The 19,698-nt window shown below is 56.4% G+C and carries 20 protein-coding genes and 5 tRNA genes; 8 read left to right on the top strand and 17 right to left on the bottom strand.

Annotated elements, in window-relative coordinates:
* Positions 1 to 168 precede the first annotated feature (168 nt).
* From J2X71_RS17415 to J2X71_RS17395, 5 genes are all read right to left on the bottom strand, one after another.
* Positions 169 to 245, bottom strand: a tRNA-Arg gene (locus tag J2X71_RS17415).
* A gap of 50 nt (positions 246 to 295) precedes the next feature.
* On the bottom strand, positions 296 to 601 hold the full coding sequence (locus J2X71_RS17410) for an ETC complex I subunit (RefSeq protein WP_310383286.1): 306 nt from the start codon (positions 599 to 601) through the stop codon (positions 296 to 298).
* 614 nt (positions 602 to 1,215) lie between these two features.
* A tRNA-Pro gene (locus J2X71_RS17405) sits at positions 1,216 to 1,292 on the bottom strand.
* 83 nt (positions 1,293 to 1,375) lie between these two features.
* A complete protein-coding gene (locus J2X71_RS17400) occupies positions 1,376 to 1,864 on the bottom strand; it encodes a DUF192 domain-containing protein (protein WP_310383284.1) in 489 nt (162 codons plus the stop codon).
* The gene (locus J2X71_RS17395; RefSeq protein ID WP_007827433.1) at positions 1,864 to 2,442 is read right to left on the bottom strand and encodes a cold-shock protein; all 579 of its coding nucleotides are present in this window, start codon (positions 2,440 to 2,442) and stop codon (positions 1,864 to 1,866) included. The genes J2X71_RS17400 and J2X71_RS17395 overlap by 1 nt, the downstream gene beginning before the upstream one ends.
* Before the next feature lie 194 nt (positions 2,443 to 2,636).
* On the opposite strand from J2X71_RS17395, the gene gloA reads away from it, so the two are divergent.
* The 5 genes from gloA to J2X71_RS17370 all read left to right on the top strand — a co-directional run bounded on the left by gloA (position 2,637) and on the right by J2X71_RS17370 (position 4,997).
* The gene (gene gloA / locus J2X71_RS17390; protein WP_112545722.1) at positions 2,637 to 3,077 is read left to right on the top strand and encodes a lactoylglutathione lyase; all 441 of its coding nucleotides are present in this window, start codon (positions 2,637 to 2,639) and stop codon (positions 3,075 to 3,077) included.
* A 96-nt stretch (positions 3,078 to 3,173) separates the two neighbouring features.
* A complete protein-coding gene (locus J2X71_RS17385) occupies positions 3,174 to 4,271 on the top strand; it encodes a D-Ala-D-Ala carboxypeptidase family metallohydrolase (RefSeq protein ID WP_310383281.1) in 1,098 nt (365 codons plus the stop codon).
* A gap of 195 nt (positions 4,272 to 4,466) precedes the next feature.
* Positions 4,467 to 4,541 (top strand) — tRNA-Glu (locus J2X71_RS17380).
* Between the two features lie 74 nt (positions 4,542 to 4,615).
* Positions 4,616 to 4,690 (top strand) — tRNA-Glu (locus J2X71_RS17375).
* A gap of 232 nt (positions 4,691 to 4,922) precedes the next feature.
* Positions 4,923 to 4,997: transfer RNA gene (locus J2X71_RS17370), tRNA-Glu, on the top strand.
* Between the two features lie 138 nt (positions 4,998 to 5,135).
* On the opposite strand, the gene J2X71_RS17365 is transcribed toward J2X71_RS17370, so the two are convergent.
* From J2X71_RS17365 to J2X71_RS17320, 10 genes are all read right to left on the bottom strand, one after another.
* Positions 5,136 to 6,194, bottom strand: coding sequence for a hypothetical protein (locus J2X71_RS17365; protein ID WP_310383279.1), 1,059 nt, complete (start codon positions 6,192 to 6,194; stop codon positions 5,136 to 5,138).
* A gap of 2 nt (positions 6,195 to 6,196) precedes the next feature.
* Complete coding sequence (locus J2X71_RS17360) at positions 6,197 to 7,621, bottom strand: DUF3696 domain-containing protein (RefSeq protein WP_310383277.1); 1,425 nt, start codon at positions 7,619 to 7,621, stop codon at positions 6,197 to 6,199.
* A 359-nt stretch (positions 7,622 to 7,980) separates the two neighbouring features.
* Positions 7,981 to 8,868, bottom strand: a complete 888-nt coding sequence (locus J2X71_RS17355; protein ID WP_310383275.1) for a Mu-like prophage major head subunit gpT family protein — start codon at positions 8,866 to 8,868, stop codon at positions 7,981 to 7,983.
* A 25-nt stretch (positions 8,869 to 8,893) separates the two neighbouring features.
* Entirely contained in the window at positions 8,894 to 9,895 is a 1,002-nt protein-coding gene (locus J2X71_RS17350; RefSeq protein WP_310383274.1) for a phage protease, read from the bottom strand.
* Between the two features lie 85 nt (positions 9,896 to 9,980).
* Entirely contained in the window at positions 9,981 to 10,436 is a 456-nt protein-coding gene (locus tag J2X71_RS17345) for a hypothetical protein (RefSeq protein WP_310383272.1), read from the bottom strand.
* Positions 10,433 to 10,891 (bottom strand): hypothetical protein, encoded by a 459-nt coding sequence (locus tag J2X71_RS17340; RefSeq protein WP_310383270.1) that lies wholly within the window; start codon positions 10,889 to 10,891, stop codon positions 10,433 to 10,435. Before J2X71_RS17340 ends, J2X71_RS17345 begins: the two co-directional genes overlap by 4 nt.
* Positions 10,892 to 11,232: 341 nt before the next feature.
* A complete protein-coding gene (locus J2X71_RS17335; RefSeq protein ID WP_310383268.1) occupies positions 11,233 to 11,400 on the bottom strand; it encodes a hypothetical protein in 168 nt (55 codons plus the stop codon).
* A gap of 254 nt (positions 11,401 to 11,654) precedes the next feature.
* A complete protein-coding gene (locus J2X71_RS17330; RefSeq protein WP_310383266.1) occupies positions 11,655 to 12,092 on the bottom strand; it encodes a hypothetical protein in 438 nt (145 codons plus the stop codon).
* Positions 12,093 to 12,097: 5 nt separating this feature from the next.
* Entirely contained in the window at positions 12,098 to 12,322 is a 225-nt protein-coding gene (locus J2X71_RS17325) for a hypothetical protein (RefSeq protein WP_310383265.1), read from the bottom strand.
* Positions 12,319 to 12,471, bottom strand: coding sequence for a ribbon-helix-helix protein, CopG family (locus tag J2X71_RS17320; protein WP_310383263.1), 153 nt, complete (start codon positions 12,469 to 12,471; stop codon positions 12,319 to 12,321). The genes J2X71_RS17325 and J2X71_RS17320 overlap by 4 nt, the downstream gene beginning before the upstream one ends.
* 132 nt (positions 12,472 to 12,603) lie before the next feature.
* Between J2X71_RS17320 and J2X71_RS17315 the strand changes: the two genes are divergently transcribed.
* From J2X71_RS17315 to J2X71_RS17305, 3 genes are all read left to right on the top strand, one after another.
* Positions 12,604 to 13,173, top strand: a complete 570-nt coding sequence (locus J2X71_RS17315; RefSeq protein ID WP_310383261.1) for a hypothetical protein — start codon at positions 12,604 to 12,606, stop codon at positions 13,171 to 13,173.
* A gap of 539 nt (positions 13,174 to 13,712) precedes the next feature.
* Entirely contained in the window at positions 13,713 to 14,093 is a 381-nt protein-coding gene (locus J2X71_RS17310; RefSeq protein ID WP_310383259.1) for a hypothetical protein, read from the top strand.
* Between the two features lie 823 nt (positions 14,094 to 14,916).
* Positions 14,917 to 16,086: a TMEM43 family protein gene (locus J2X71_RS17305; RefSeq protein ID WP_310383257.1), complete on the top strand. Its 1,170-nt coding sequence runs from the start codon at positions 14,917 to 14,919 to the stop codon at positions 16,084 to 16,086.
* 29 nt (positions 16,087 to 16,115) lie between these two features.
* Here J2X71_RS17305 and recJ read toward each other — a convergent pair whose 3' ends face one another.
* Both recJ and J2X71_RS17295 read right to left on the bottom strand, forming a co-directional pair.
* Complete coding sequence (gene recJ / locus J2X71_RS17300) at positions 16,116 to 17,918, bottom strand: single-stranded-DNA-specific exonuclease RecJ (RefSeq protein ID WP_310383255.1); 1,803 nt, start codon at positions 17,916 to 17,918, stop codon at positions 16,116 to 16,118.
* 435 nt (positions 17,919 to 18,353) lie between these two features.
* Positions 18,354 to 19,679, bottom strand: coding sequence for a homoserine dehydrogenase (locus tag J2X71_RS17295; protein ID WP_310383253.1), 1,326 nt, complete (start codon positions 19,677 to 19,679; stop codon positions 18,354 to 18,356).
* Positions 19,680 to 19,698: the final 19 nt, after the last annotated feature.

Genomic DNA, 19,698 nt, shown 5'->3' with positions numbered 1-19,698 from the left:
AAGTTGATGACGGCATTTGGCTCGTCAGCTTCATGCACTATGATCTGGGATATATCGACCTGGAACAGAGGACTTTGCAAACCATCGACAACCCGCTCGGCACGAGGTTGTCACCCATGTGTTAGGTACGTTCTGTTACCTATGTCTTCGGTATGGACAGATAAAAAGTGGCGACCCCTGCAGGACTCGAACCTGCGACCTGCTGCTTAGAAGGCAGCTGCTCTATCCAGTTGAGCTAAGGGGCCGTCTCGCATGTCGCGATCCCGCGACATATCTGTCTTGAACCGCGTACGGATCAATGCGTCCAGGGCTGGGTGCGGGTATAGCGGAAATTATCCGGATAAGCGACGACCTGACGGATGGGATCCTTCGGAGCAATCACGCGGTATTCGATGCCGCTGCGCTTGGCATAGGCTTCTGCGAGTTCCTGCGTTTCGAAGGTGAGCTTTACCTGCTGGCGCATGTCGCCTGACGAGGTATAGCCCATGATCGGATCGATCTTGCGCGGCTGCTCCTGATCAAATTCCAGCACCCAGAGATGGGTCTTGGCCTTGCCGGACTGCATTGCGGTCTTGGCCGGACGATAGATCTTAGCAGACATGCTGCAGTGCCTCCGATATGCGGGCGGCGCCCGCCTTTCATAAATCAACCCTGATCAGGCTTCGCTTGCATATCCCAATATGGCAGCAAGAAGTGAATTTTGATTATCCGCGAATCCTCGCCTTTTCAAGGGAAAAGCGCCGTTATCACAGCATGCAGGTGAGTGAAACCGATTGCCGCATCGTGCGTTTCTTATACGGAGCGCCTAAGGCGCAGCCCTCTTCGCAGCCGGGTGTGGATAAGCGGGCAATCCTGTTACACAATCCGAAATGTTTCGGATTGTTGCATGTTTTGATCGCTTTCTAATTGTTATAGCCGGCATAGGCGACTAGGGTGCCTACCAACCGTTGTGACACGGGTGAGAGCTATGAGAACCTCTGCAGAATTCCATGCCATCATGATTGGAGCCAGCATCACTGCGTTTTTTTACGCGGCGATCAGCTATGCCCAATATGTCGGCCTGCTTGCTCAGGGCTGAATCACGGCACGCTTAGGCATGCGCTTTGCGACGTGAATGATATTGTCGCATGTTCCCAATGCCAAAATCTGCCGTGCCAAGGCAAGGCAACAACCCCTGGCGCCGATCTCAAATCACTAGGGATATAGGGAAAAACATGGTCGGAGTGGAGAGATTCGAACTCCCGACCCTCTGGTCCCAAACCAGATGCGCTACCAGACTGCGCTACACTCCGAGCCGTTGTTGGCAGCGGGAATACACGCTTCCCCCTGCCCTAGCAACCCCATAAATCCACCTGGGCAGGCAGATTTCACAGACTTACTTCGCCTTTTTCGTTGTCGTGGCGCTGACGATACGATCGCCGGGGCGGATATTAAGCTTGCGGGCGGTGCCGGCGTTTATCTCGACCACATATCGGACCTCACCCATCGAATCGATGATGTCGCGGGAATAGGGCGTGGCATCTTCCTTGATATGGGTGATCACGCCCCTGTCGTCTGCAAAGAGCATGTCGAGAGGCAAGACGGTATTTTCCATCCACATGGTGACACGCCGCGGTACGCCGAAATCGAAGATCATGCCGGCGTCGTCAGCCATCGTCTTGCGGAACATCAGGCCGTAGGCGCGTTGGTCGCCGGTGGCAGCGATCTCTACGGTGAAGTGCAGCATTTTGCCCGCAGCCGTCTGGATGATCAGCGGTTCTCTATCGAAGTGCATGTCCTGCTGTGCAAATGCCGGCAGGGCAATCATGAAAAAAAGCGCCATTAAGGCGCTTCTCATCATCTCAACGGTAAACAGGCTGCGCATCAGTGAGACCGGCCAACCGGGCTCGGAACGTCAGGATGGATCTCGGCAGCCATCAGGCCCTTCTCGCCGTCGCCGAAGCGCACCAGCACCACCTGGCCAGGGCGCAGCTCGGTGAGGCCGAAGCGGCGGAGCGTTTCCATATGCACGAAGATGTCTTCCGTGCCCTCACCGCGCGTCAGGAAGCCGAAGCCCTTGGTGCGGTTGAACCACTTCACCAGGGCGCGCTCGAGGCCACTGGTTGCCGTGACCTGCACATGGGTGCGAACCGGAGGCATCTGCGAGGGATGGATCGCAGTCGATTGATCCATGGAGAGGATCTTGAAGGCTTGGAAGCCGCGTTCGCGGCGCTGGATAAGCGCGACGATGCGGGTGCCCTCAAGAATGGTCTGGTAGCCGTCACGTCTCAGGCAGGTTACGTGCAGCAGCACATCCTGCATGCCATTGTCGGGAACGATGAAGCCAAAGCCCTTGGCCACGTCGAACCATTTCACCACGCCGGTGATTTCAACGAGGTCAACCGGTTCCCCCGACAACTCCTCAAGGTCGGTAAAGCCATTCGATGAAATCCTGTCAGCCATGTCGCCAGCCCCTCAATACGCGTCACACTGTTACGGTTAACTGATTCTTGAAATCAAGATTAACATCTTGGTAACGGATAAGCGCAAGTCCTAGTTTTCGGTTATTCCCAACTGTACATTTTATAGCGATGACTTGCCCGAAACTGGCGTCTGTTACTCCAGATGGGCTAGCCTAAATAGAGAGAGGAAACACAATGCGTTATCTCCACACCATGGTTCGCGTCAAAGACCTCGACGCTTCCCTCCATTTTTACACCACACTCTTCGGACTCGAGGAAATCCGCCGCCATGAGAACGAGAAGGGCCGCTTCACGCTCGTTTTCCTGGCCGCTCGCGATGATCTCGACCGTGCCCGCAGCGAAAAAGCTCCTTGCCTGGAGCTCACTTATAACTGGGACACGGAAGATTATACCGGAGGACGCAATTTCGGTCACCTCGCCTATGAGGTGGATGACATCTACGCGATCTGCCAGAAATTGATGGACAATGGTATTACGATTAACCGCCCCCCGCGTGATGGTAACATGGCCTTCGTACGCTCGCCCGACGGCATCTCGATAGAGATCCTGCAGAAGGGCGAAAAACTGGCCCCGGCCGAACCCTGGCTGTCCATGGGCAATACCGGCGCCTGGTAAGCCAAGCTGCAGGCAAGCTTCACGAGGCATTCTCCGGTTCCATCGTAACGGAAGCGCGCTTTCGGGCGCCTTCCGCATTCACCGGAGATTTCTCGGTTGCCCAGAAACAACAAGCGGATTGCCCCTCCGAGCCGGCAGGCTGTCGGTGCTTTGCTGATCGCCAGCTCTATCCTGGCGCTTTCCGGCTGCGTCTCCGACAAGAAGGCGCTTGATTCGGCCGCCGTCGCCACACCGGCGGTGGAGGGACAGCCGGCGCCGAGGCTTGCAGCAGCAATGCCCGCCGCATCGTCCCCCGCGTCGAAACAGCTCTATCGCGATCCGATGCTGACCAATGTCTCCGGTGTCAATCCGCAGGCAGCAGTGCAGGATCCGAATGCGGCAACGGCCGCGCCGCCCGTCGATCCGTCCATGCAACAGCAGCAGCCGGCCAATATCGGTGGTCTCGTCATGCAGTCGACGCGAATCAATGCGCAGGCGATGAGCATCTTTTCCGATCATCAGCCGCTACCGCAGAACAATTCGACCTCGACGGTCATTCAGCCGCAGGGCGTGAACGCCTACGCACCGCAGAACGCTGGCCCAAGATCGAGCGTGTTCAGCGCGCCGCCCGAGCCACAACAAGGCGAGATGCTGCCGCAGCAATCATCACAGAATACCAGCACGAAGCTTGCACCTGATCAGACCGCCTCGCTTGCCGACGGAAGCATTCCGGGATCGACGATGAATGCGCTCTACAGCGCGCCGAAGCAGAACCTGCTCAGCAGCCTTTCCGGGCTTCTGCAGAAAGCATCGCTGCCCGGCATGACGCGCATCGCGCCAAACGGCCTGCATGTGCAGAACGACAGCGTCCAGGTCGGCTGCTTCAAGCCCGATCTCATGCGGGTCATCAAGACAGTCGAGACTCACTTCGGCAAGCCAGTTGTCGTCACGTCAGGCTACCGCGATCCGCAGCACAACCGTGAAGTCGGGGGCGCTGAGGAATCGATGCATAAGAGCTGCGAAGCCGCCGATATCCAGATCGACGGCATCAGCAAATGGGATATCGCCCAATATATCCGGTCGCTCCCGAACCGCGGCGGCGTCGGCACCTATTGCCACACGGATTCGGTCCATCTGGACACGGGCAATGCCCGCGACTGGAACTGGGGCTGCGGCCGTAAGAGCGCGCCGATTGCTTCGGCAAGGGCGATCTGACCTTCACTCCTCTGAAAGAGTAACGTTGGGGAAGCGGCCGGCACGAGATTTCCGGCGGCCGCTGCAGCTCTTTGATTCGCCTGCAATAATCTTCATTTTCCACAAGCGGAAACGGCTTGTCATTTTTTTGAAAAATTTCGAATTTGCCGCTTGCGGGATCGGAAGTGCCTGACTATAAGGGCGCCACCACAGCACGCGCCCTTCGTCTATCGGTTAGGACGACAGATTTTCATTCTGTAAAGAGGGGTTCGACTCCCCTAGGGCGTGCCACTTCCTCTTCCAATTCGACATTATTCTTATCGCTTGCGGAACGCGTTGTGCTTTCCTATTTGAACTAGAAGCCTGCGCCCTTCGTCTATCGGTTAGGACGACAGATTCTCATTCTGTAAAGAGGGGTTCGACTCCCCTAGGGCGTACCAAAAGCCACCGACCGAAATTTCACGAAGAACTAAATTTGTCCTGTCATATGGTGACCCACCGCTGCAGGCTAACAATTCACGCAGCGACAAGGTCTGGCGAAGACAATCATTCCCGTCCGCTTTCCACTTTTCCACAAGCCCAGAAAAAATCTGCATAATCCGGCGAAAAATTCTCATTTTGCCGCTTGCGGCGCAGAAAGGTGCTGACTATAAGGGCGCCACCACAGAGCACGCGCCCTTCGTCTATCGGTTAGGACGACAGATTTTCATTCTGTAAAGAGGGGTTCGACTCCCCTAGGGCGTGCCACTCTCCTTCATCATTTCCCTGTCTTTTCATAGATGTAGCCGGACGCGAAAAATCGGAATTTTGACACCAGGTTCCGGAATTCCGCTTTTCCTACGCGCGGACCCATCGGCTGCCTGACCGATTATTTTCTGATTGGGCTCAAGTCGCGTTCCGGCGGGGAGCGAAGCCGACCCAAAGCACGAGGGCGAACAGTTCTCCAAAGATATTCCACCACGATTCGCTTTTCACGTATCGGAGGAACCCCTGAAGGCAAGGTGTGTGCTCTAGAAGGTGTCTTATGATATGGCCACCAAAGCCCGTGTAACACGGTCTATTGCCGCCATGAGCAATTTTGCCTTCCCACCACAAGACGACATTTTCTGGAAGCCTCTCGTCAAGAGGTCTGTCACCCAAACCGTTTTTCATGTCGTAGTAATGACTGAATCTCTGCTCCACCGGTACACCTCCGGCAATCTCAGTTTCCTCGATACGTCGCAACGCGTGAAGCTGCGCGGCCTTGTCTAAGGCAAAAGGGAGTTGTTCAAGAATCGAAAATGGCACGAGATTCTCGATTTCACGACACGGCAGGCAAAGCGCCCACGCGAAAGGCCATTGCGCGCGCTCTGCATCCACGCGTGCCCTTTTGACTTCGCTCTTCTCGTCTTGATCGTAGTGGTCGCGGTCGGAATCTACGAGTAGACAAGTGAGGCGCTTCGCATCGATCTGCTGCTTCCAGACCTGATAGGCACTTTGACCTCCGCCGTTTCGAATTTCGAAACCCACAGCTGGCGCCTGCACGTTGTTCTTAACTGCATCAAGGATGGCTTGATAAAGCTTTCCATCATATTGAGAGTCTTCGACAATCAACTGTGCACGTTCAGTAAGATCGAAGGTTGCCGCATCAAGTAGTCCGACAACGATTCGGTTTCCGTCAGAGACCGGACCACTTTTATGTGCAATTTCAATCGAGACTCTGACCAGCGCCTTATTTCTGAGGCCGCCCGCTTGAGTGAAGTCATGACGGATTCGCGAGAGCGTCGCGCGTTCCTTGCTGTTTAAGTCCAAATTGTCGGCTAGCCAGTCACACTCCGCCCGTGGGATGATTAGAAGATGATGTCCTCGCCGATGGGCTCTCAGTAGTTCGCAAACTAGATCAGTGAGTTTGCTTTGATCTGCCGAGGCGAAGTCATGCGCAGTAGCTAGAAGATCGAAAATCATTGTTAAACGCTGGGCTCAAAGAAGCCGTAAGGCCAGTTAGTCAACGTGCCCTCGTCGTCGAAATGAGCAAGTCGCACATTGGTGAGGCGTTCGGCTGGATCATCCCCACCTTCAAAAATTAGAATCTGGACATCTTCAGGCTCTATCTGCCCTAGGGCGACCAACTCCCCCAACCTGTTAACGAGAGCCTCGCTGTGGGTTTCGATAATGAACTGCACTGGGCTGGGGGCATTCGCACCCTTGTTACCTCGCTCAGCCACGATGGCGTCGGCGATGAGCGCCTGGTGTGCAGGGTGCAGATGCAGTTCCGGTTGCTCAATCACAAGAATCGACCCCTGGCCTCTCCGCGTCTGTGACGTTCTCCCACCTACGCCCGTTGATGCCCACCAGATTTGCCCCAGGACCGGCAGTATCTGGGAGATGCCATACCCATTGTCCACAATGTTCGTCGTGTAGTTTCCGACTTTGAGATTGATGCTGATGTGCCCGGAGCGCTGTTCGACTTCGACGCCGTATCCGAAGCGGTCTGCAACCCACGTCGAAAAATCTTCGCGTAACTCATCGTTGAGTGAGTTCAAGAACATTGGAAAGTTTTTGCCATCAGGGTCGATCTCAGAGACCGCAAGATCCTGATATCTGTAGTAGCGCTCGCTTCTCGCGCGCATTGGGCCGATATAAAGTGTCGTTGAGAGGATTGATCTCAATTCAGTGAATACTGCTGGAACAATCCTGATGAACCTATACACCTGGTGAAGCTCAAACAGCCGCTGCCTTAGTCGAAAGGTGTCCTTACCGCGTATGTCTTCAATGATACGCTTCAGGCCCTTTGCGTTCATCCTAGACGCTAGATTCTGCAAAGAAGCATCGGATAGGTCACTCAACTCCAAGAAGATGTAAGCGAACATTTCCAGTTGTTGTTCACCCATACGCTTGTTGACATGCGGGATTACGAGGTTCCTAAAATTCGATCGAAACAGGATCGTTTCGTCGAAAAAGTAGCCGTCTTTATCATTGCCTGCGAGACGTATCGACATCTCCGGCAGGAAAGAGCCGGGCTTGAAGTTCACGACTGCCTCAGAGAGTACGGAACTCACATCCGTTTCGTTGAACTGTAACTTAGTTAGATCGCCTTCGGCGTCGAGATGCACATCGAACCGGCTTTCGCCCTTATCATAAGTGAAAGACAGGTGGTTGAGCGAAACCTTTCCCTCTTCCTCAGCTATGGTGAGTTTCACATCTACCGGATGTCGTACCCGCCGTCGCGGCTGGAAGCGCTCTTGCGGCGAAAACCCTCGGCCAGAAATGTAGCCGTCCACACCAAACGATAGGGATATTGTCTTGGCGCGCCCGTCAGAAATAACTGAGTGAAAATCGCCGAAATCAACTAAGTCTCCGTACCAGAGGATTGGAGAGCTAGTTCGCGTCATCAATGACTGCCTAAGTAGCGGAAACGTTCGAAGGAACGTGCTTTTGCCACTACTGTTTTTACCTACAAGTAAAGTGATTGGTCTAATTTCGATCGGCGGCACGTGCCGCAAACGCCGCATATTCTCTAAGCCGAAACGAAACATCAGTCGCGAGATCCCACAAAACAACGCGACCATAGGTCGAAGTGATAATTGTTTCTAGCGCCATGTTATTCGTTCCCTGTGGATGCGTTAAATTTTTCGTCACCACAGTTAATGGGATGGGCCTCTTTTCCCACTATTTGTTGCGCTAAATAGCCGACCGTTTCTAGGCTGGAAGTAAGGTGGGCGGTCTATTCACCCACCCCCCCCCGTAGGAATCACTGAACCCACTGCGTCACAAGCACTTCAACCGAATCGAACCACGGGTTGGACTGGCCGTTTTCGAGAAGCGGCGTTTTGATCAGTCGGATTGCGGTGCCTTCCAGCGCTGGAGAGACGACCAAAAGCGTCGGCTTCACGCCGAGCGGTCGCCCGCTGTCTCCCTTTTGGGTCTGAAGCGCGGTGCGCGCGGCTTCGTAGTGCGCCGCATCGAGTGTCTGACGTGAGCCCCAAGCAAGCTGCCAAAGACCGAAACCCGCCGCGCCGCGACTGTCGACGCCGTAGATGTATTCCTTGCGGAAGAACACGTTGTCGTCGCGCGCATCATCCTTGGAGACGAAATCCGGCTTGCGGCGCTCCTGATAAATGAGCGGCTTGAACGCGCGGCTCGTGTCCAGCAGAAACCAGCCTGGTCCGGTGCCGCCATCGGTATTCGCGACGGAAACTTGGTTTTCAGTACCGACCGGATGATCGGTATCGAAGAAATACTGGCCGTCATAGCACTTTTCGGAAAAACCCTTCATCAGAAGCGAGAATGTCAGTTCGTCCGGCAGCTCCGCCGACGACTTGCCCATTTCTTCCATCAAAGGCGAGAAGATGCCGTAAGTGTCATCTTCGATATCGTTGCGACTGACGGAAACGGTGCTTTCGAAGTCCTTGTTGGCAATCGTCATCCCATTGGCAGCAAGCCCCTGAATGGCGCGATCTCCGATCCATTCGCGCATCTTGGGGAACTGCCCGAGCCACGCATAGGTTTCCTGTCTCGTGGTCGAAGGGACCTTCATTGCCACTTTGTCCCACGCGGTCGGCGCGGACTGGAAACCTTTGGCGAAAGCAGCCTTGTAGCCGGTGAAAAGATTATCGAGATTGCCGCGATTGATAAGCATTGTGAAGCTCTGGGATTGGCGGCGCTTAAGCGCGCGCATTGGTGAAGTCTTCGGGCGAAATGCCCATGTTCGTGCAGATCGCCAGCTCTTCATCCGAGAGGCGGGCGTTTGAACGTTCGCCCGGTGGCGTGGCGCTGGCATGCGATGAGGTCGTGATGTGCGACAGGTGCGGCCCGACGCGTTCCACGAAGGCGTCGTACTGCGGCTTGTTGACGGTGCACATCGAGACCGCCCAATCCTTGAGGAATGGCGCGAGCAGACCACTGCGGATATGCGCCGCGACATGCTCTTCCGCCGCCTTCTGGCCGATGCCCTGGCGGAGCTTGTTGCCTTCAGCAACGACACGCTCGAAATCGCCGATGGGAACGAATTTCGTCGGATCGGGATTTGCCGTGTTGATCGAGAGGGCGGGGTCGCCAGTCAGCCCGGCAAGATCGCCTGCGAGAGTCGCAAGCTCCCCGAACTTAGCGAGGATGTCGGGCTGACTGGCGGTTTCCGGCAGCCCGAGCAGCTTGGCAGCGGCGCTGAGCTTAGCGTTGAGGTTTTCGGGATCCATGGAAGTCTCCGCGCGATTGAGCGCCGTGAGTTGATCGAGGTTCGGGGAGTTCGTGAGGGCCGCGTTTTGCAGCGCCAGGACAACGCCATCCTTGGTGTGGGTGAAGACCGGCGAGATGTACCGGTATTCCTTTTTATCGATGTGGGCGGCGGCCTTGTCGGTCCATTCGACCAAGCCCCAGATGCCGTCTCCGCGCACTTCGAGCCCGACGATCCAACCGGCTGCGGGCGCTGGCTGTCCGTTCGCTTTGCTGTTGAACGATTGGTGCTCGTAGTCGATGACGATTTTGCGCTTACCGGTTTTCTGCCGGCTCGCCTGCATAACGGCCACGGGATCGTCCAGCCGGTAAGGCCCTCGCCCATCGACGCCCGAAAACGTTCCGGCAGGGATCAAATGCACCCACTTGGTGCGATCGCCGGCGTCTTCAGTCATGAGTGCCAGAATTGGCGCGTGAGAAGCGTCCGCAATCATGATGGCCTCACGGACCGGATTTCATGCCAGATGCGTCCAGCGGGCTTCAAAACGGCTTCAAATTTCCAACGGATAAAGCACGGGCTCACGCGGCGACCGCCTTTCCCCGCCTGTGCGCGTACAAGCGCCGCAGTTCACTTGTTCGGCGCCCGTTCAATATTCGGCGAACCGTCTCGTCCGACACCTTAAGTTTTCGAGCGATTTTTAGCTTCGAAAAGCCTTGACTGTGGAAGTAGCGGCACAAGAACTCCCGGCAGATGGGGATTTTTATGTGCCCGGCTCCGATTGTGCCGCCTAGCTGCCGAGCTTTGTCCGCCCCGACCAGATCAACAAGATCTCCACCTTGGCGCAAAATGCTGTGGGGGCGTGGCAGATAAAGCGGCGTACCGCCCCATTCGAGAAGAAGGCTCACCGCCAGTTCAACCCCGAGAACATCGAAGAATGGAGAGACCAATTCTGGGACTTCGGCCTTGTGGGTTTTGCCATCAACATCCCACCGGATTGTCACCTTGGTCTCATCTTGGGCCGGGCGGTTTTTCACGCCGCTTCCTCCCCGCCCGCAGCTTCGACGAACCACGTTGCGTACTCTTTCATACGCCGAGCGTCTTTTAGTCTGCGGGCGAACTTCTTCTCTTTCGAGGACAGTTGGCGACGCACGGTCTCGTCGGCCACACGCAATCGGCGGCCTGTTTCTACGATGCTTACTCCGCGCGAAGCGTAGAGAGGAATGAGAAATTCATTTGCCAGCGGGACGCGTCCAATCTGCCCCTTTCCAAATTCCCTGAACATGTTCGACGCCGTCTCGGGACCGAACATATTGTAGACCGCGTTGGTAGATGCTGTTTCCCGAGAGACGTAGAACGGCCCGCCTCCGAATTTCAGGAAAAACTCTGCTGCGTTGTCGACGCCAAGCGCACTGATATAGCGTCCTATCTCCTCGGAGGGGCGATAGGTGCGTTCTTTGCCGTGCCTGTCTATCCACGTGATTTTGGTCATGTGGACATTGATAAATCCCACACCGTCGGCGGGCAGTCCCGGCTATGCGAGAATTGACTTTTTCAGGGTTTTGTGGGCTGAAAACGCAATGATTTGAGAGGGTTCGGCTTTCCCCAGAGAAGCGCGGCGGGGCCTCGCTGGAACCCCGCATGTCGGCACCGCCGAAACGGTCCTACGGCCGCGAGATTTTCACCGTGTCACGCGCCAGAAGATTTTAGCGCGCGCTGGGGCTCCGGCTAGAACCGCACCTGTGGGGGCTAAGCGAAAACATTTCGCTTTGAGCAATTGATAGCAAAGGATCAAACTGAGCCTTTGCTCAAAACGACAACTTGTCGCTTTGCTCAATGCGGTTTTACTTCGTCCGCCGCTTCTTGGATCAGCGAGATAAAGCGGCGTTTGTGATCGTCGTCGAGTTCCTGCCACAGATCCAGGAGCTTCAAATATCTCAGACGCTCGTCTGTGATCGCCTCCGCCTCGTCATCACCGGTGTCAGTTTTCTTCGAGCTCACTCGCCCCTCTCCTCGCCAATAGCGCAAGCTTTGCGCAATTCCGCAAACGTCTAGATAATGGATCAACTTGATCCAATTTCCGACTGGCAAGGGAATTCCGCCAAGCTGTCGCAATTAATTGGGCCAACTTGGCCCAATTTTCCTGACCGAAGAAATTGGGCAAAGTTTACCCAATTATCAAAGGTGCAACATGCACCTTTGATTATAGTGCCAAGCTGGCACCATTTCGAAATCGTGCAAACTTTGCACCATTCTCATAGTGCAAACTTTGCACCATGCCTGTCGGTCCGCTCCGCATAAAACGCCTTTGCGGTCGCTGCCATCCGCACATAGGCCTCGAAGAAAACTGGGTTCGCCATCCGTTTTTCTACCGCCTGGACCGCGAGATGGATTGAGCGACGCTGCCTCCCCTGCATTCGCGTCACCTTACGGCGAGCCACATTCAAATCAACGGCCATGATTCGAACGGCAAGTTGCCGCGCGAACTGCGCGTCCTTGTAAGCGCGGGGCGGCTTGCGGATCTCGCTTATTGACAGCCAGGAGAAGACAGCGCTCACCGCCTCATAAGCGCACTGCGCCAACAAAAGGCCCCTATCCTCGCAGTCGTAGAGGTTGCGCCCGTTTCGGCGCGACCGCGTTGCCTTCAGCAACTTTCGATGACGCTCCTCGCGTTTTGCAGTGCGCTGGTTCAACCGCCTCACGGCGCGCTGTCCTCTCCAGTTGAATAGCCGTCTGAATAGGCGCCGTCCAAGAGGTCGTAAATTATGCCTCGAACAGTCATGTAGGCACTATCCGCCTTGCCGATCTGCGTTTCGGTGGCGAGCTCCTGCCGGAGTTGCATGATCGCGGCCATAGCCGCCTCAGTGCGCGCGGTGACCGTCTGATGGCTCTTTTTCGTGGGCTGTTTGCCTTTGCTGTTCATTTCGGCAAGTAGCCTTTTTCCTTCAGATGCGACTTTAGCAGCCGCTCGACGTATGAGGCGATCGAGCGCTCTTCCTGCTCAGCCGCTTTCTCAAGTGCTTTCTTGACTTCCTCGTCAATGCGGATGGATAGCGCTGCTGTTTTTGCCATGTGTGCCGTTGTGTGTAGTTGCAATACAATTCGACTTGTGTTTATGATACACACAGTTGCACACAAAGCAACAGCCCGCGCCAGTGTTCGAGCACTGGCACGGGCCTAACCGCAGGCAAAGGAGTTGACCCCATGCCCGAAGCTGTAGCCAGCAATAGCATACCCGCGTCCGAAGGTCAGCCAGAGGAGTTGACCGCCCTTCTCAATCTCACAGCTACCATGGCTTTCGCTCTGGTTGACCGCATGATCACGGCGCGGCTCGCTGGCACCAAGCCGGAAACCGCCGCGCCATCTGGAAAAGTCACCATATGGCCCGACTTATTCCAGCGCATCGGCAAGATCGTCGATGATGTCTATGCCGATCATCGCCTTTCCGTGCCAGAACCCGGAAACGCCAATCCCACGTCGCAATATTTTCACATGGTCATTCGCAAGCTGGAAGGCTCGCGCGACCCTTTCGAAGCCGGTAGCCTCTTGCCGTGGATCGAAATGAAAATCCGCGCCGACGCCGCGAAGCTCGCAGCGCAGCCGATTGAGGCGAACGAAGATGGTTCGCTGCGCGACCGGATCATTGCCGACAACATCGCCGCTGGCATCTCGTCCGCCGATATCGCCCAGGCGATGAACATCAAGCGTTCTACCGTCGAACGCATAATCGGAAGGCTGGAAGGGAGAGATCGAGACAGCCGGAAAGCCGGCTGAAAACTCGAACCACATAGCAGGGGCGCGGCTTCATCCGCGCCCTTCTTCTTGTCTACATTCCGCCGTCGTTTCGGCGCTGACAGCCCGCCAGAATTGCCGCACGTTTCATCGCATCGACAAGCCCGATGGAGGTGAATATGTGTCCGCGTCCCACCGCCCGCGAAATGCGTGAGTTGCTCGCTTACTCCAACGTCACGCCGGTATGGCTGCTGTACTATTGGCGGCTTTTGCGAGGCCGAGCAGCTGGAGATTACGCTGCCGCTTTCCGCCTTTTGCCAGATCATCTGCCGCAGGGAATGCGCCCCCCTACGATCCCTGAATGCGCGCTCGTGTTGGCTGATCATGGCTTAGCCTAATACGAAAACTCGGGTTGACCGCAGTCGGCCCAAAGCGGATCTCCACCAGTATTACCATGGCTACAACCGGTTGTATTAATCATATTGTACACCATTTCTAACCCATAATACATCATGGGCGCACTTGACTTATGGTAGTATTCCTCAAAGATATATCGCGTTGATTGGATCTGGGAGGAAGCAATGCCACACTGTTTTGTAATTATTACCAATGGAACTCCCGCAGATTGGGGCGTCACCATTGCTGGAGCTTCAGTAGACTTTCGCCATCACGACGGAACGACTGAGAATGATACCAACAACAATGCAAATTTGTCTTCTGGGCAAAGTACGACCTTGCGAAGCCAGAATAATTGTGTCGTTCATCAGCACGTTGTGCTGCGAGTTTTAGTTGATGGTGATACACAACTTTTTGACCGACAGTACGAAACGCCGGCGGGTAGGTGCGCTACCGAAAATAGAGTCGTCCTCGGTCCGGCTGCCAATATTACCAGCCGAACTCCGGGCCAGAAAATAGAAGAGTTTCTCCAAGTCAGCAGCGCGGAGAAGGACGACGACAGATAAATACCTTGCGCGACATAGTCGATGAGGCAGCGCACTCACGAGAACTGCCTTCGGAACACTCGCTTCGTGCTTGGGAGTTGTCTCATCGGCAAGTCCGCAATGGCGCATCGCGGACATTGCAAAACGGCCGGACCGTGGAAATCTTTCCGGTCCCCGAAAGCAAGCCATCCGTTTGATTTCTTTGCTCGTTAGAGAATGAGAAAAGATTTCCGCGTTCATGTGGGAATCTTTTTTGATGGGAACGGCCAAAAGCGACACGGGCGCGGTCGCTAATTGCGTCGCGAACAACCTCTCGAAGCCTTGTTTTGTATGCTTGAAGGGTACTTGAAGGCGTTTAGAAGTTTTCTCGAAAGCATTTTGAGGCCAACATCCGGTTCAGGCAGGTTTTTCGACTAACCCGCCCTTTTTGCAATTCGAACTGTCAAAGAAAACTCACGCGGTTTCCCGCTCGACCCCAGTTAAGCGCCTGATTTTGTGCGTCTTCGCGGATATTCCCGGATAATCCCAGAGATTCCCACATTTTCCGGATACTTGTGTCAGACAACAATAGAGTTCCGTTCGCGGATCCAACTGTGCTTGTCGCGCGAGTTGATGGGGCAAATGCAATGACATCACGCATCATACGCTGCCGTCTGCAGAACGAAGCTCGGCTCGTGAACTCGCTCCGCAATCTTCGGAAAACTCATTCTTTTCAACGATATGATCAGCCCAAAAATGGTTTTCGGTATTTACCGGGGATTAGCGGGCGGCGTCTAAGATCATCAAGGCATTTCTGCTGACACGGCACTCCAACATACTCCTGAGCGACAAGGGATTTTCGGATATGAGCCATACGGAAACGACCTATACCTCGTGGTTTGAGCGCATCAAAAGCGCGCTGATCGGCGCATTGGTCGGCCTTGTTCTGCTTATCGGATGTATCTGGCTGCTGATATGGAACGAAGGACGTGCGATCCAGACCTATCGCGCTCTGTCCGAAGGCGCGTCACAGGTGATTTCGGTCGATCGTGCGGCTATCGATTCGGCCAATGAAGGCAAGCTGGTCCATATCAGTGGCGCGGTGAAATCCGATCAGATCCCGCAGGATAGCCAATTCGGCGTCATCGCCGATGGGGCCGTCGGCCTTTCCCGTAGCGTCGCGATGTATCAGTGGGTGGAAAAGAGCGAGAGCCAGACCAAAAAGACATTGGGTGGCGGCGAAGAAACGACGACGACCTATTCCTACACCAAGGAATGGCGCTCGGACATCGTCGATTCGAGCCGCTTCAAGCAATCTGATGATCATCAAAATCCAACCAGCATGCCTGACGGCGCCACCTTCACGGCAAAAACGGCGCATGTCGGCGCCTTCTCGGTACCAGGCAAGGATGTGGCGGGGATCGGCGACTATTCGCGACTCGCGCTCACCGACAGCGACGTGCAGCGCATAGCGGTGCAGGTTGGCGCCAGCCGGCCGGCAAAGCGCAATTCCGAGGGTGCCTATATCGGTCTGAACGAAAACCTGCCCGACGTCGGCGATCTCAGGATCACCTACCAGAGAATCGACGTGGAAACGGCAAGCATCGTCGGCAAGCAGAGTCACAGCGCGCTCGTTCCCTACGAGACGACCAACCACCGCGATATTTTCCTTACCGCTGATGGCGATGTGGATGCCGGCCAGATGTTCAAAACGGCAGAGAGCGAAAACAGCATTATCACCTGGCTTGTGCGCGCCTGCGGCCTCATCGGCTTGTTCGTCAGTTTCAAGCTGATGTTCGCGCTCCTGCCCATCCTCGCCGACCTGATTCCGTTTCTCGGCTCGGTCATCGGCTTCGGCACGAGCATCGTGGCCTGCGTGTTGACACTGCTCGTCGGCCCTGTTGTCATCGCCATAGGCTGGTTCGCCTACAGGCCGCTGTTGTCCGTCGGACTCATTGCGGGCGGCATATTGCTTGCCGTGATCGTCACTCGCCTTCGCAGAAAAGCACCGCTTTCTCAGCCGCAGCCGGCCTGATCTCTTTCCAAGCCTAGCCCTTCAGCCAGTCACTTGGCCGGTGCGCCGTCGCTGATACGCAGCTGGATTCTGCGCGAGCCCTGATAGTGTTCGGCACCGAGCGAGCCTGCGACATGCAGGTTGGCGCCGCGAGAGTTGAGAAGCAGGTTGCCGAGCGGGGTCTCGGCAGCCCTGAAGGCTATGCCGTCGAGGCGCGCACCGTCCATGGCTTCCAGCGTCACCTTCACATGCCGCTCGCCGACCAGGCGGGAATCACGCACACGATGCGCCGGTATGGCAAAGACCGGCTGGGAATGTCCCGAGCCATAAGGCCCCGCCGTTTCCAGACGGTCGATAAGCTCGATCGTTGCGCCGCTTGCAGCGATAGCACCATCGATCTTCAGCGTTTCATTGGCAACAAGAGCCGATACCGTCTTCTGTGCTTTCTCGATGAAGAAGGCTCTCAGCAGGCCAAGCTTGCCGCGCTCGACGGTCAAGCCGGCAGCCATGGCGTGACCACCGCCTTTCACAAGCAGTCCCTCGTCGACCGCTGCACGCACCATCCTGCCCATGTCGAAGCCGTTGATCGAACGCCCCGAACCGGTGCCCCTGCCTGAGGGATCGAAGGCGATGGCGAAGGCGGGTCGCTTGAACCTCTCCTTCAGGCGCGCGGCAATGAGGCCGACAATACCGGGGTGCCATTTCTCATGCGCGGTGACGATAACGGAAGCCCCCTCGCCGTCTCCATACTCGGCCAGCGCTTCGGCCTCGGCCTCCTGCAGCATGATCGCTTCCATGGCTTGCCGCTCGCGGTTGAGCTCGTCCAGCCGCTGAGCGATGGCTTCGGCTTCTACGGCATCGTCCAGCGTCAGCAGGCGGCTTCCCAGCGCAGCATCACCGATTCGCCCGCCGGCATTGATGCGCGGGCCGATCAGGAAGCCGAAATGATAGGGCGTAACAGGACCTGCCAGGCCCGCCTTGCGGAATAGTGCCGCAAGACCGGCATTGCTCTGGTGGCGCGCCGCGACCAACCCCTTGACCACATAGGCGCGGTTGAGGCCCTTGAGGGGCACGACATCGCAGACGGTCGCGAGCGCCACTATATCCAGCCACTGCAGGAGATCGATCGCGAGAATGCGCTTGTCTCCAGCCTCGCGCAGCAGGCGCAGCGTTGCAACCAGCACCATGAAGACGACACCGGCCGCACAAAGATGCCCTAGGCCGGAAAGATCGTCTTCGCGGTTTGGGTTGACGAGGGAGTGGCAAGGCGGCAGCTCGTGTGTCACCTGGTGGTGATCGATGACGACGACATCGATGTTGCGGTCCGCGGCAGCCGCCAGCGCCTCATGACTGGTGGAGCCGCAATCGACCGTGACGATGAGGCTAGCGCCGTTGTCGATCAACTGATTGATGGCCGTCGGGTTAGGCCCGTAACCTTCGAAGATGCGATCGGGAATATAGATATGCGCCTTGACGCCGAAATGGGTCAGGAAGCGATACATGAGCGCGGAGGAGGCTGCACCATCGACATCGTAGTCACCGAAGATCGCGACGGGCTCGCCGTCACGGATCGCAGCGGCAAGGCGCTTGGCGGCCTTCTCGCAGTCCGTCAGCTTGTAGGGGTCTGGCATGAGGCTGCGGATGGTGGGATCGAGGAATTCGACTGCCTCATCCACCGTCACGCCGCGGCCGGCAAGCACACGTGCGATCAGATCCGGCAGGCCGTGCATCTGCGACATGGCGAGCGCGCGGTTCTGCCCCGCCTGATCGAGGCGTGAAACCCAGCGATTGTCGAGAACCGATTTTTCGACGCCCAGGAAGGCACGCGGTACCGGATCGACCTGATCTGCCATGCCAAACTCCGCTTTCATCATCTGCCCTTTTTACAGATGCAGGGCAGATAGCAAAGCGGTGATTTCAAGCCTGTGGATTACCAGAAAATTGCCCAGATAACCAAGCCGATAACAAGCAGCAGGACGAAGAGGATCGAAAGCAGGATCAGGAGCGTGGCCCAATTCCGCCCTCGCGGCGCCTCCCGCTCGAAGGCAGCTCCAGGCGCCGTAGGGTCAGATTTCTGCAAGCCCGCCTGAGGGTTTTCGATCTCCGTCCGAACATGATCATGCGTATGCTCGATATTCCTCAACCCGCGACTCCAACGGCTCCCAGGTTGATTATATCTATATCTACATATCTGTTAATATAAATTCGGCGAAATGCTTTGATTAATAACAGAAAACCCGTCCGAGCGACCTCGGACGGGTTGAACCGCTCCAAATTGGAACAAAGCGTCAGGATTCTTCCTTGGGACGCTCGATGCGGATCACCTGCGGCTCGCCGACGAGGTAGCCTTCTTCCTTGATCGCCGCGACCGCCTTGCGCACCGAATCCTCCATGGTCGCATGGGTGACAAGGATGATCGTCTGGTGGTGCGAGGGCGCCAGATGCTGCTTGGAACGCTGGACGATCGATTCCAGCGAAATTTGGTTTTCCGCCATGCGCGTGGCGACGCTGGCAAAAACGCCGGTGCGGTCGAGAACGGTCAGGCGGATGAAATAGCCGCCCTCATGGCTCTGGATCTGCGCCTTGCGGTAAGTCTCAAGCGACTTGGCAGGATGGCCGAGAACGGGAACGCGCTGGGCGCCCGGCTGGCTCTTGGCGATGTCGGCGATATCGCCGAGCACCGAAGAGGCCGTGGCGTTGCCGCCGGCGCCGGGGCCGACCATCAGCAATTCGCCGAGGATATCGGATTCGATTGCGACCGCATTGGTAACGCCATCGACCTGGGCGATGACGGAATCGACCGGCACCATGGTCGGATGCACGCGCTGTTCGATGCCGGTATCCGTGCGTTGGGCGACGCCGAGCAGCTTGATGCGGTAGCCAAGGTCGGCTGCGGCGTGGATATCGTCGATCGAGATATTGGTGATGCCTTCGAGATAGATATCGTCGGCGGCGATCCTGTTGCCAAAGGCAAGCGTCGTCAGGATCGAAAGCTTGTGGGCGGTGTCATTGCCTTCGATGTCGAAAGCCGGATCGGCTTCGGCATAACCGAGGCGCTGAGCTTCCTTCAGGCAATCGGCAAAGGACAGGCCTTCCTTCTCCATCTTGGTGAGGATGTAGTTGCAGGTGCCGTTCATGATGCCGTAGACGCGCGAGATCGTGTTGCCTGTCAGGGATTCACGCAGCGCCTTGATGACAGGGATGCCGCCGGCAACGGCCGCTTCGAAGTTCAGGAGCGAGCCCTTCTCCTCCGCAATCGTCGCAAGCTCGACGCCGTGATAGGCAAGCAGCGCCTTGTTGGCGGTCACCACATGGAGACCACGGGAAAGAGCGGCGCGAACAGCGGTATTTGCAGCCCCTTCAGCACCGCCGATCAGCTCGACGAACACGTCGATATCGGCCTTTTCGGCCAGTTCTTCCGGGCGTTCGTACCAGGTGATGCCGGTCAGATCGATGCCACGGTCCTTCGAGCGATCACGCGCCGAAACTGCCGTAATCGTAATCGGTCGTCCGCAGGTGACTGCAAGTTCATTGCTTTTCTGCCTGATGATGCGAACAAGCGAGGCACCAACGGTGCCCAAGCCCGCAATGCCGATTTTGAGGGCATCTGCCATGGATCGATCCTGAAATGTC

Source organism: Rhizobium sp. 1399 (assembly GCF_031455475.1).
GTDB lineage: Bacteria > Pseudomonadota > Alphaproteobacteria > Rhizobiales > Rhizobiaceae > Rhizobium.
This window is presented reverse-complemented; position numbering and strand designations above follow the sequence as displayed.

What these genes read in the sequence shown, in the direction of transcription:
- J2X71_RS17350 (WP_310383274.1), bottom strand. Translation starts at nt 9,895, where the DNA reads ATGATTGCGGACGCTTCTCACGCGCCAATTCTGGCACTCATGACTGAA.
- J2X71_RS17365 (WP_310383279.1), bottom strand. Translation starts at nt 6,194, where the DNA reads ATGATTTTCGATCTTCTAGCTACTGCGCATGACTTCGCCTCGGCAGAT.
- J2X71_RS17310 (WP_310383259.1), top strand. Translation starts at nt 13,713, where the DNA reads ATGCCACACTGTTTTGTAATTATTACCAATGGAACTCCCGCAGATTGG.
- J2X71_RS17400 (WP_310383284.1), bottom strand. Translation starts at nt 1,864, where the DNA reads ATGCGCAGCCTGTTTACCGTTGAGATGATGAGAAGCGCCTTAATGGCG.
- gloA (WP_112545722.1), top strand. Translation starts at nt 2,637, where the DNA reads ATGCGTTATCTCCACACCATGGTTCGCGTCAAAGACCTCGACGCTTCC.
- J2X71_RS17315 (WP_310383261.1), top strand. Translation starts at nt 12,604, where the DNA reads ATGCCCGAAGCTGTAGCCAGCAATAGCATACCCGCGTCCGAAGGTCAG.
- J2X71_RS17355 (WP_310383275.1), bottom strand. Translation starts at nt 8,868, where the DNA reads ATGCTTATCAATCGCGGCAATCTCGATAATCTTTTCACCGGCTACAAG.
- J2X71_RS17395 (WP_007827433.1), bottom strand. Translation starts at nt 2,442, where the DNA reads ATGGCTGACAGGATTTCATCGAATGGCTTTACCGACCTTGAGGAGTTG.
- recJ (WP_310383255.1), bottom strand. Translation starts at nt 17,918, where the DNA reads ATGGCAGATCAGGTCGATCCGGTACCGCGTGCCTTCCTGGGCGTCGAA.
- J2X71_RS17295 (WP_310383253.1), bottom strand. Translation starts at nt 19,679, where the DNA reads ATGGCAGATGCCCTCAAAATCGGCATTGCGGGCTTGGGCACCGTTGGT.
- J2X71_RS17340 (WP_310383270.1), bottom strand. Translation starts at nt 10,891, where the DNA reads ATGACCAAAATCACGTGGATAGACAGGCACGGCAAAGAACGCACCTAT.
- J2X71_RS17360 (WP_310383277.1), bottom strand. Translation starts at nt 7,621, where the DNA reads ATGACGCGAACTAGCTCTCCAATCCTCTGGTACGGAGACTTAGTTGAT.
- J2X71_RS17325 (WP_310383265.1), bottom strand. Translation starts at nt 12,322, where the DNA reads ATGAACAGCAAAGGCAAACAGCCCACGAAAAAGAGCCATCAGACGGTC.
- J2X71_RS17410 (WP_310383286.1), bottom strand. Translation starts at nt 601, where the DNA reads ATGTCTGCTAAGATCTATCGTCCGGCCAAGACCGCAATGCAGTCCGGC.
- J2X71_RS17320 (WP_310383263.1), bottom strand. Translation starts at nt 12,471, where the DNA reads ATGGCAAAAACAGCAGCGCTATCCATCCGCATTGACGAGGAAGTCAAG.
- J2X71_RS17305 (WP_310383257.1), top strand. Translation starts at nt 14,917, where the DNA reads ATGAGCCATACGGAAACGACCTATACCTCGTGGTTTGAGCGCATCAAA.